Raw genomic sequence first — 8,809 nt, 5'->3', positions numbered from 1 at the left:
ATGCTGGGTGAAAAAATAGAAAAGTTAGTAGTACCAGTAAGACCAGGTAGAAATACAGCTCTTATACTAGAGGTAGCTGCTATGAACTATAGGCAAAGACAGTTAGGAAATGATGCAGCAGTTGAGTTTTCAAACAAGTTAACAGTCGCAATTAAAAATAATGAAAAATAATTTATTTTCAAAAACTATTGTTATTTTTTTCTGTATTGGTTATCATATAAGGTGGTAGATTATTAGATATTTTAAAAGGAGGATATGATGGATAAAAAAGAAATTTATAATCTATTAAGTCAAATTATAGATGAAAATTCAATTTACATAGATGAACCAATGAATAAACGTACATCCTTCAGGGTTGGTGGTCCTGCTGATATTCTAGTTAGACCAAAAACTGAGGAAGAAATAGGCAATATTTTTAAGATGGTTAATGAGTTAAATATTCCATTTTTAGTTAAGGGAAATGGTAGTAATATATTGATAAAAGATGGTGGCTTCAGAGGTCTGGTAATAGAAATATCAGACAACTTTAGCGACTTTGAAATAAGAGGTACAGAGGTAGAAATTCAGTCTGGTGCCCTACTATCTGTTATAGGCAGGGCTGTTATGGAAAAGTCCCTAACTGGCTTTGAGTTTGCTTCAGGTATACCAGGAACACTGGGTGGTGCCCTTGCTATGAATGCAGGTGCCTATGGTGGAGAAATGAAGAACATAGTTAAGTCTGTAAGACTGATGAATATTGAAGGTCAGATAGTAGAATTTACAAATGAAGAAATGAATTTTGGCTATAGGCATAGTAGACTGACTGATGAAAGTTGGATAGCTATTTCAGCTATAATATCACTAGAAAAGGGAGACTATGCAGAAATTAAGGCTAGGATGGAAGATCTAGCCCTTCAGAGAAGGACTAAACAACCATTAGAGTATCCGAGTGCAGGCAGTACATTTAAGAGACCTACTGGTTACTTTGCAGGAAAGTTAATACAGGATTCCAATCTTAAGGGTGTATCTATCGGAGGTGCTCAGGTATCAAGCAAGCATTCTGGATTTGTCATAAACTACAATAAGGCAAGTGCCAAGGATATAGTAGACCTGATCGAACATATAAAGAAGACAGTATTTGAATGTCAGGGTGTACATCTTGAGGAAGAGGTAAAGATCCTAGGCGAGGATGAGGAATAATTGTCTAAGTAGATACTTAGGCACTTATTTTTAGTAATCTGGAGGTGACTATGAAAATTCTTGCAGATTACCATACACATACGATTTATAGTTGTGGTAATAATGAAAATAGAAGGCATGCCAAGGGAACGATAGAAGAAAACGTCCTTGCTGCCATAGATAAGGGGCTTGAGGTTATTGGTATTTCTGAACACGGATTTAACCATAATTTCTATGGACTATCGAGAAAAAATGCAAAAAAAGAAAGAGAAGAAATAGATAGACTAAACAAGAAATATCCGCAGATTAAGGTGCTGATGGGGATGGAGTGTAATATTTTAGATGACACTGGTAGGATAGATATGCCAGACGATATGGTTCACTATTTTGATTATATCTTGGCGGGCTACCACTACGGGTCTAGACCAACATCACTTAGGTCTATTCTCCACCATATAGATAATTTCTTGTTTTCGGGAAGGCTATTTTCGAAAAAATATAATACTAGGGCCCTTATTAAGGCTATGGAGAGGTATGACTTAAAGTACATTACCCATCCAGGAGACAAGGGTCAGGTAGATATTGTAGAGGTAGCTCAGGCTGCAGTAAGAACTAATACAGGCTTAGAAATTAATGGTCATCACAATAGGCTAAGCCCTGAGATGATAAGAGACATTAGTCATATGGACCTGAAGTTTTACATAGGCTCTGATGCCCATAAGCCTGAAAATATAGCTAATTTTGAAAGGGCATATGAAATAGTAGAGGAAAGTGGACTAGACCCTGCTAGGATAGTAAACCTGGTCAAGGATTAGTGATATATAGAGACTGAGTAGGTAATGTTAAAGGAGGTTTTTTATGAAGTTTGTCATAGTAACTGGATTGTCAGGTTCAGGCAAGAGTGAGGCCATGAGAGCCTTGGAAGATATAGGCTTTTATTGTGTAGATAATTTACCTCCTGCCTTGATAGTGAATTTTGCAGAATTATTTTTCCATGGGAATTCAAATATTGACAAGGTGGCCCTAGGTATAGATATAAGGGGAAGGGAGTTTTTTCAGACTCTTAATTCGGCTCTTGACCAGTTGAGCGCGGCCAATTTTAAGTATGATATGATCTACTTAGATTGTGATGATGACGTCTTGATCAAGAGATACAAGATGACTAGGCGTAACCACCCGCTGGCTGTAAATTCACAGATTTCAGACGGCATTAAAAAGGAAAGGGTAATAATGGAACCTTTAAAGAGGGTTTCTAAGATGATAGTTGATACAACCAATATGAAGCCTAAGGACCTTAAGGCTGAAATTGCCAGTATATACGATGAGGGTGATGGACTTGAAAGTCCTAATATAACTATCTCGGTAGTATCTTTTGGATTTAAGTATGGTCTGCCAACAGATGCGGACTTGGTTATGGACGTAAGATTTTTACCTAACCCATACTATGATTTAGAGCTTAGGCCAAAGACTGGTGATAGCCAGGATGTAAGAGATTTTGTAATGGACTCAAAGGTGAGTCATGATTTTATCGAAAAGTTTTTTGACATGTTAGACTTCTTGATACCTGAATATATCAATGAAGGCAAGCAACATTTAGTTATTGGTGTAGGTTGTACAGGCGGTAGGCATAGGTCCGTCACAATTGCCAACTACACATATGATTATTTGAACGACAAGGGCTACAGGGCAGTCAAAAAACATAGGGATGCAAAGCTAGATTAGGGGTGACATTATGAGTAAATGGGAGATTGTTTCGTTAGTGCTACCGTTCTTGAGTATACTAGCCTTTATATTGGCCCTAGTGGTACTTTATAAGGTTGCCAAGCTATATAAAAAGACTGTTGAACAGAATATGAAGCAAATGGAAATGTTCACCTATAAGAAGGATGATCCTAATGTAGTAGTTATAGGTGGTGGTACAGGCCAGTCGGTTTTTCTGAGAGGCCTTAAGCATGAAACAAAAAATATAACTGCAATAGTAACTGTAGCAGATGATGGTGGAGGTTCAGGTGTCTTGAGAGAGGACTTGGGTATGATACCGCCAGGAGATATAAGAAACTGTCTATTGGCCTTGGCTAATATGGAGCCAGCCATGAGTGAGGTTATGAGGTATAGGTTCCCAGATGGAAGCCTTAAGGGCCAAAGTTTTGGCAACTTATTTCTTGCAGCTATGACAGGTATATATGATAATTTTGAAACGGCTGTCTACAAGATGGGCCAGGTATTTGCTGTAACAGGAAGGGTATTGCCAGTATCATTGGATAATATAAACCTGATAGCAGAGCTAGAAAATGGAGAAACTGTGGTTGGAGAATCAAATATACCACGCCAGGTTAGAAAAACTAAGAGTGCAATTAAAAAAATTTATTTAGATAATCCGGATGCCAAGCCACTTGATGAAGTGGTTACATCCATAAAAAATGCCGATGCAGTAGCCATAGGACCAGGAAGTTTATATACGAGTATCCTTCCAAACCTATTGGTTGAAGGTGTAGTAGATGCCCTATCAACTACGAGGGCACCTAAGGTTTATGTCTGTAATATAATGACCCAGCCAGGTGAAACAGGTGGCAAGAATGTCCTTGACCATGTAAAGGTCATAGTTGACCATGCTGGTATTAACTTTATAGACTATGTTCTAGTCAACAATGAGTACCTACCTCAGGGTGTGTTCGAAAGATATGCCAAGGATGGGGCAGAGCTTGTTATGTTGGACAAGGAACAAAGGGATGGCCTAGAGGCTATGGGCATAAAATGCATTGAAGAGAAATTAATTGAAATAAAGAATGGCTACATACGTCATGATGCTGAAATGGTATCAAAGGCAGTAGTAGACATAGCTATAAAGGCTAAAAACGATAAATAACATTTGATTATATATATTTAAGGAGTGATACTATGAGAGAAGAGCAAAGTGCAGGAGGGGTCGTTCTTCTAGGCAATGCTATCTTACTATTGAGAAAATACAATGGTGATTGGGTCCTACCCAAGGGAAAGATAGAGTCAGGAGAGAGTCACGAGGAGGCTGCCCTAAGGGAAGTAAAAGAGGAAACTGGCGTAAAGGCCAATATAGATAAATACTTGGGAGAAATCCACTATACATATAAGGAAAATTGGGACCACACAAAACAAGTACACAAGATTGTATACTGGTACCTGATGAATACAAAGTGTATGGACACTATACCTCAGAAGGAAGAGGGCTTTGTCGATGCTAAGTTCATCCATATTGACAGGGTTGTAAATATGGCTAGATATGACGATGAAAAGGAAATTATAAGGGTAGCCCTAAAGGAAATTAAAAAGGGGCAATAGAAAATGTCTTTTTCTACAGAAGCGAAAAATGAACTAGCGAGGATTGACAATCCTAACCAAAAGGCAGATATAGCAGAGCTGTCTGCAATCATTAGGCAGGCTGGTAGTATACAGTTTGCTGGAAATATGAAGATGAGTCTTAAGATAACGACAGAGTTGAATTCTATAGCTAGAAAAATATTCAAGCTCTTAAAGACCTGCTTTGATATAAACACTAGTATCACAGTTAATAAAAATCAAATGTTAAAGAAAAACAACAGCTATGTTTTGACTGTTACTCCAGAAATGGGGGCAGCAAAATTATTGGTTGACCTGGGTATATTAGAAAGAGAAGATAGCTTTTTCTCCAAAAATGATATACCTAGGAAGATAGTAGATAGCTCAGAAGAGGCCTATGCCTATGTAAGGGGGGCTTTTTTGGGATCTGGTTCCATAAATGATCCAGAAAAAAACTACCATATGGAAATTGTTACAAATAATGAAGACTATGCCTATGAATTAAGTGATTTGATTAATTCCATGGGCTTTACCAGTAAGATAGTTTTAAGAAAGAACTATCATGTAGTATACCTAAAGGAAAGTGAACAGATATCAGACCTCTTAGCCATGATAGGGGCCCACAAGGCCATGTTCAAGTTACAGAATATAAAGATAGTAAAGGATATGCGTAACAAGGTTAATAGGATTGTAAATTGTGAAACTGCCAACCTATCCAAAACGGTGGATGCGGCGGTTAAGCAGGTGGAGAACATCCTGATAATACAGAAGACTATAGGTATAAGTAAGCTACCTGAAAACCTACAAGAATTGGCTCTTTTGAGATTGGAAAATGAAGATATCAGTCTGAAGGAATTGGGTGAAAAAATGCATCCTCCTCTTGGTAAGTCTGGCGTCAATCATAGGTTTAAAAAAATCGAAAAAATTGCTGATCAATATAGGGATCAGGTATCTATTGATGACTTATTCTAGGCTGGTGCTCATGCATCAGCTATTTTAAGAAGGGGGTAAATATGGAAAATACAGAGAAGAAGGACTTTTGCCATTTGCATGTCCATACAGAATACAGCCTCTTAGACGGTTTTTCCAGGCTAGACAAGTTAATATCAAGGGTTAAGGACCTAGGTATGACTGCCTGCGCAATTACAGACCATGGGTCTATGTTTGGTGTAGTAGACTTCTATAAAAAATGTAAGTCTGCAGGTATAAAGCCCATAATTGGTTGTGAGGTATATTTAGCCCCTAGAGATATGGAGAGCAAGGATTCAACCCTTGACAAGTATTCCTCTCATTTAATTTTATTGGCAGAAAATAACCAAGGATACAAGAACCTTATTAAGATAGTATCAGATGCCTATGTCGATGGTTTTTATTACAAGCCAAGGACTGATAAGGACCACCTAAGAAGGTATTCTGAAGGTATTATATGCCTATCAGCCTGCCTAAACGGTGAGATACCAAAGGCCATTCTAGCTAGAAATTTTGACAGGGCTAGGTCCTTGGCCCAGGAATACATAGATATATTTGGTAAGGATAATTTTTTCTTAGAGGTCCAAGATCACAAGCTGGCAGAGGACAAGGAAGTAAACACAGGACTTCTAAAGTTATCCAAGGATATGGATATTCCACTAGTGGCAACAAATGATGCCCACTATGTATATAGGGAGGATGCAAGGATACAGGATGTTTTGATGTGTATACAGATGCAAAAGACACTGGATGATCCATCAAGGATGAAGTTCCCTAATGATGAATTTTATATAAAGTCTAGGGAAGAAATGGAGGGTCTATTTACTTTTGCTCCACAAGCAATTGATAATACACTTGAGATAGCTGAAAGGTGTAATGTGGAATTTGACTTTGATAGCTACCATATTCCTACCTTTGATGTTCCTCAAGGCTATACGGCCTTGACATACCTTCAGCATATATGTAACCAAGGCTTGGTTGAAAGGTATGGAGATGAGGATGGTAATGTTGACCAGGCCCTAAGAGATAGGTTGAATTATGAAATAGAAGTAATAGCAAATATGGGATATATAGAGTACTTCCTAATAGTGTGGGATTTTATCAATTATTCCAAGCAGAATAATATAATGGTTGGTCCAGGCAGAGGATCAGCGGCAGGATCTATAGTAGCTTACACACTAAAGATTACAGACATAGACCCTATCAAGTACAGCCTACTTTTTGAGCGTTTCCTGAATCCTGAGAGAGTAACCATGCCTGATATAGATATAGACTTTTGCTACGAAAGACGTGAAGAGGTTATAGACTATGTGAAGAGGAAGTATGGTATAGACCACGTTGCACAAATTATAACCTTTGGTACAATGGGGGCCAAGCTGGCTATTAGGGATGTAGGTAGGGTCTTAGACATTGCCTACAACAAGGTGGATAGTGTGGCCAAGGAAATACCTTTCGCCCTAGGAATGACTATAGATAAGGCCTTTGATATGAATCCGAACCTTAGGGACCTATATGAGGCAGACCATGAGGTAAAGGAAATTATTGATATTTCCAAGGAAATGGAGGGTATGGTTAGGCATGCATCTACCCATGCGGCAGGAGTGGTTATTTCTAAGAAACCTGTATATGAGTATGTACCATTGTACAAGAACCAGGACTCCATCACTACCCAGTTTACAATGACAACAATTGAAGAACTAGGACTTCTAAAGATGGACTTCCTAGGTCTAAGAACCCTGACTGTTATCAGGGATGCCCTTGACCTAATCGAAGTAAACCGTGAAAAGAAGGGCTACAAGGAAAAGATAGATTTTAGTAAGATGGAATACAATGATCCAAAGGTATTTGACCTGATATCCCAGGCCAATACTCTGGGTGTTTTCCAGCTGGAAAGTGGCGGTATGAGGAACTTTATGAAGCAACTAAAGCCGAATTGCTTTGAAGATATAGTTGCAGGAATTTCCCTATTTAGACCAGGGCCAATGGACTCTATACCGACCTATATAAATTGCAAGAATAATCCTGACCAGGTTACATACCTACATGAGAAGCTAAAGCCTATACTAGATGTGACATATGGATGTCTAGTTTATCAGGAACAGGTAATGCAGGTGGTAAGGGACCTAGGTGGCTATAGCCTGGGTCGTAGTGACTCTGTGCGTAGGGCCATGAGTAAGAAAAAGATGGATGTCATGGAAAAGGAGAGACAGTACTTTATCCATGGTAAGCTAGATGAAAATGATAATATAGAAATTGCCGGCTGTGTAAGAAATGGTGTGCCAGAGGATATAGCCAACCAGATTTTTGATGATATGATTGACTTTGCTAAGTATGCCTTTAATAAGTCTCATGCAGCAGCATACGGTGTCTTGTCATATGAAACAGCCTACTTAAAAACCTACTATCCAGTAGAATTTATGGCGGCCCTTATGACCTCTGTAATGGGTAATAATGATAAGGTTGTTGAGTATATGAGAGAGTGTAACTCTATAGGGATAGAGGTTCTACCTCCAGATATTAATAAGTCATATTCCAAGTTTTCTGTAGATGGAGACCATATTAGGTTTGGTCTGGCTGCAGTAAAAAATGTTGGGGCCAATGCCATAGATAATATAGTCGCAGAGAGGGAGGCCAATGGACCATATAAGAATCTTACAGACCTGGTAAAGAGGATAGATTCTAAGTTTGCCAATAAGAAGACTATAGAAAGCCTAATAAAGTGTGGTGCTTTTGACTCAACAGGTGATAACAGGGCCAGCCTAATGTTTGCTTTTGAGGATGTCCTAGACTCTATTAGTAGGGACAAGAAGAGGAATGTAGAAGGGCAGATATCTATGTTTGATATGTTTGCAGATATGGGCAAACAGGATGAACTTGAATTAGGTAGGATAGACAGGGTTGAAGAGTTTAAGGATAGGATTAAACTAGATATGGAAAAAGAGGTCCTAGGACTTTATGTATCTGGACATCCCCTATCTGAATATACGAACAAATTAGAAGATAGAATATCTATTACAAATGCCCGTATTAACAAGCTTAGGGAAGAACCTGAAAAGCTATTAGAGATAAATGACCAAGACCATATTGTGGGAGGAATGATAATATCCAAAAAGTCCTTCACTACAAAAAATAATGAGATAATGGCCTTTATCAATCTTGAAGACCTTTATGGTACTATGGAAGTAGTAGTCTTCCCAAGAGTCTTAGAAAAATACAAGAGCCTGATTAAGGAAGACCAGATAGTGCTGATAAAGGGTAAGATTAGTATCAGGGGGGATGAAGATGTATCACTGATAGCTAGTGAAGTAAAGTCAATAGATGATGATAGCGAGTTCTCAAGTCAGAAGTCTACCTATAATGGCGGCTATGG

At 38.5% G+C, this 8,809-nt stretch carries 8 protein-coding genes; all 8 read left to right on the top strand.

Annotated elements, in window-relative coordinates:
- A complete protein-coding gene (locus ACW6OJ_RS06640; protein ID WP_456096091.1) occupies window positions 1–171 on the top strand; it encodes a hypothetical protein in 171 nt (56 codons plus the stop codon).
- An 87-nt stretch (window positions 172–258) separates the two neighbouring features.
- Entirely contained in the window at window positions 259–1,179 is a 921-nt protein-coding gene (gene murB, locus ACW6OJ_RS06635) for a UDP-N-acetylmuramate dehydrogenase (protein ID WP_293433083.1), read from the top strand.
- Window positions 1,180–1,229: 50 nt separating this feature from the next.
- Window positions 1,230–1,973 (top strand): PHP domain-containing protein, encoded by a 744-nt coding sequence (locus ACW6OJ_RS06630; RefSeq protein WP_412427096.1) that lies wholly within the window; start codon window positions 1,230–1,232, stop codon window positions 1,971–1,973.
- A 43-nt stretch (window positions 1,974–2,016) separates the two neighbouring features.
- Window positions 2,017–2,880, top strand: coding sequence for an RNase adapter RapZ (gene rapZ, locus ACW6OJ_RS06625; RefSeq protein WP_314496143.1), 864 nt, complete (start codon window positions 2,017–2,019; stop codon window positions 2,878–2,880).
- A 10-nt stretch (window positions 2,881–2,890) separates the two neighbouring features.
- Entirely contained in the window at window positions 2,891–4,024 is a 1,134-nt protein-coding gene (locus ACW6OJ_RS06620; RefSeq protein WP_293433074.1) for a gluconeogenesis factor YvcK family protein, read from the top strand.
- A 32-nt stretch (window positions 4,025–4,056) separates the two neighbouring features.
- A complete protein-coding gene (locus ACW6OJ_RS06615) occupies window positions 4,057–4,473 on the top strand; it encodes an NUDIX hydrolase (protein ID WP_293429442.1) in 417 nt (138 codons plus the stop codon).
- A 3-nt stretch (window positions 4,474–4,476) separates the two neighbouring features.
- Window positions 4,477–5,442 carry a DNA-binding protein WhiA gene (gene whiA / locus ACW6OJ_RS06610; protein WP_293437333.1) on the top strand — a complete coding sequence of 322 codons (966 nt, stop codon included), beginning with the start codon at window positions 4,477–4,479 and terminating at the stop codon, window positions 5,440–5,442.
- A 41-nt stretch (window positions 5,443–5,483) separates the two neighbouring features.
- On the top strand, window positions 5,484–8,809 hold a 3,326-nt coding region (locus ACW6OJ_RS06605; protein WP_456096090.1), incomplete at its 3' end, for a DNA polymerase III subunit alpha.

This window comes from Peptostreptococcus sp. (genome assembly GCF_977045075.1).
Note: the sequence above shows the minus strand (reverse complement) of the source record. Positions and strands in the feature narration are given on the sequence as shown.